At 56.0% G+C, this 2,639-nt stretch carries 3 protein-coding genes; 1 reads left to right on the plus strand and 2 read right to left on the minus strand.

What is annotated here, in order from left to right; translation table 11 throughout:
* Nucleotides 1-1,588, minus strand: a 1,588-nt coding sequence (locus G497_RS0112465; protein ID WP_027188386.1) for an RHS repeat domain-containing protein, incomplete at its 3' end; no start/stop codon positions are given.
* Between the two features lie 123 nt (nucleotides 1,589-1,711).
* Here G497_RS0112465 and tadA point away from each other — a divergent pair.
* On the plus strand, nucleotides 1,712-2,224 hold the full coding sequence (gene tadA / locus G497_RS0112470) for a tRNA adenosine(34) deaminase TadA (protein ID WP_034637911.1): 513 nt from the start codon (nucleotides 1,712-1,714) through the stop codon (nucleotides 2,222-2,224).
* Nucleotides 2,225-2,355: 131 nt separating this feature from the next.
* On the opposite strand, the gene xseB is transcribed toward tadA, so the two are convergent.
* A partial coding sequence (xseB, locus tag G497_RS0112475; protein ID WP_051258110.1) for an exodeoxyribonuclease VII small subunit occupies nucleotides 2,356-2,639 on the minus strand: 284 nt, incomplete at its 5' end.

The raw sequence follows: 2,639 nt of genomic DNA on the forward strand, positions 1-2,639 counted from the left end.
CCCCCGCAGCAATACGCTGGGCAGCGGCAGCACTTGCAGCGCTTGCCGCACGAAAAGCTGTTCCCGCTACAGGCGCACCCATAACAACAGCTCCCGGTATGGTGGAAACACCACTTATTGCCGCAGTCTTTGACAGCGTTTTTTTCACACCATCCACGGCTTCGGTACGTTCTGTTTCATCCCGTTCGCTGTGAATGGTATCTGCCATTTTTCCAGCAACCCAGGCACCCCCCACCCCAAGCCCCAAAGCCGCCGCCTTCCCTGCCAGAAAAGCCCCTAAAACGGCTGGCGCTATCAACCCACTAGGGTCATTCATACTCACCGGGTCATCAACGCAATAATCGTACAGGTCGTGGTCGCCCCCGGTATCGCCCAAGGGGTCCAAAGAAGTGAACCGCCCTGTGGCGGGGTCATAATCTCTGTAGCCGAAGCGCACAAACCCGGTGTAGCCGTCCACCAGCCCGCCGCAGAAACCAAGGGGAAAAGTAAGGGCCACAAAGGTATCTTCCACTACTGTACCAAAGCTATCATACTGCATTTCTTTTATCAATATACCGCTATCGGTACTCAATGTCCGCACGCTACCCACCTGGTTCACCCCTATATGCAAAAAAACGGCAGGCGCTTGTTCCGGGTTCTGGCTGAACGCCGGGCAATAATTATTTATGGTGCCATACCGGGCCTGTTCCTGCACCAGCTCTGCCCCGGTGCCTGTAATGGTTACCCCCACGGGCATGCGCTGTTCCGCGTAATGGAAGGCATAGTGGGTGCCTTGCATGACATCATAACAGGCAACCAGCCGGGTTTCGCCCTGCCACTGGTATTCCCAGGCGGGCCTGCCATTCAAGAAACTCCGTATGGGCATAAGCGATTTGCCGTATTCATAGCGTAATTCCACGCCAGAGGGCAGAATGACCTTGTCCAGGCGGGTGTCGTTACCGTAGGAGTAGTAGGTATTCTTGCGACCTTCCTTTTTGCAGTGCAGCGCCCCTGTTTTTTCATAATAATATTGGGCCGCGCCTGCCTCTGTAAGCTGCCCTTTGGCATTGTAAGTAAACTTTCGCTCCACTCCCTGGTGCCACAACTGGTCGCTGCAACGCTGGCCTTTGGCGTTATACGCATACCGTTCCACCTGTTTGCCATTACACACAACGCTTGTCAGGTGGCCTGCGCCGTCATAGGCATATTGCCACTGTTTGCTGGCAGCGGGGGTCTGCTCTGTTTTCCCCACCACCTTATGCTGGCTGTTGGTTTGGCACTGCATACTGAACACGGCAGAACTGCCCATGCCCCTGTTTTGTCCTTCCAGCAACGCCCCTGGCCCCTGGCTTTGCTGCATGGCATGGGGCGCACTGGGCGCAGGTGCAGCCGCGTAGGCAGGCCGCCCCCCTGTTGTAGCCAAAAGGGTTCCCCTGGAACCAGATGCCTTGTTGCCGCCAAATACCACTTCCCGCAAGAACTCTTCTGTTGTCATTTCCCTTTGCATACAAATCTCCACCATGCTGTTGGTTCCGAATTGGCCCAGGTCGTTGCCACGCGCACCTGCACCAATACCCCAAAAAGATGCAACGCCACCCTGGCATTGCATAACAGCCCCAGCATAGTAGAAGTAAAAGAATAGTGTAACCCTTGGTTGCAGGCTTCTGCCATGTACACTCTGCCGTCAAGGCGCTATACAGCCGGGCTGGCATATGCTAAAAACTATTGCACCATGCACAGCCCTTCTTTCCCCACCCGCATTATCCCCCCGCCACCCCCAGGCTGGCCCAGTTGGGAAGCGCTTATGCACCTCGCCCTGGCCGAAGCTGCCAAGGCCAGCCACGCAGCAGAAGTGCCCGTGGGGGCGCTGGTGGTGAACGGCAACGGCACCATTATTGCCGCCGCTCACAACAGCCCGGAAGCCCTGCACGACCCCACAGCCCATGCCGAAATACTGGCCCTGCGCGCAGCTGGCACCGCCGCAGGCAACTACCGCCTGGAAGGCTGCGTGCTGGTTGTTACCCTTGAGCCCTGCATGATGTGCGCCGGGGCCATGGCCCATGCCCGCATTGCCGGGGTGGTGTACGGCGCAACTGACCCCGCCGCCGGAGCCGTTGCCTCCCGCCTGGAAGCCCTGGACCAACCCTTCCTGAACCACCACCCGTGGCACATGGGCGGCATATGCGAAGCTGAATGCAAAGAGATAATGAAAGAGTTTTTCCGTGGAAAAAGGCAGGGGGAGTAATGCAATTTGGGGGAACCAACAGGGCTTGAAGCCCTGATGGTTCCCCCAAACCCCCTCCTTTACCCCGATATGAGTATTATTGAGTAGAGGGTTGAGTGCTATAAGTTATTAATAGTATTGTAGAATTTTCCCTATTCTCCTTCCCCGGCTTTGTCGCTGGAAAAGGGTGTTTCGCTGCTATCGGCATTGCACAGCAGAATTTCGTTGCGGGCGGTGTCCAGCATTTCCTTGCATATTTGGGCAATGGCCTGCCCTTCCTTATACAAACTCACGTTTTCTTCCAGGGGCAGGTCGGCCCGTTCCAGTTCCAGCACAATTTCTTGCAGGCGCTTCATGTGCTGTTCAAACGTGGGGGTGTTGGCTGTTTTTTTTGCCATGTGAACCTCGGCTTTTTGTACAATATCGTTGTAGCGCA

Origin of the sequence: Desulfovibrio cuneatus DSM 11391 (genome assembly GCF_000430005.1) — a bacterium.
Classification (GTDB): domain Bacteria; phylum Desulfobacterota; class Desulfovibrionia; order Desulfovibrionales; family Desulfovibrionaceae; genus Frigididesulfovibrio; species Frigididesulfovibrio cuneatus.

Coding starts and splice junctions, on each gene's coding strand:
- tadA (WP_034637911.1), top strand. CDS start 1,712: ATGCACAGCCCTTCTTTCCCCACCCGCATTATCCCCCCGCCACCCCCA.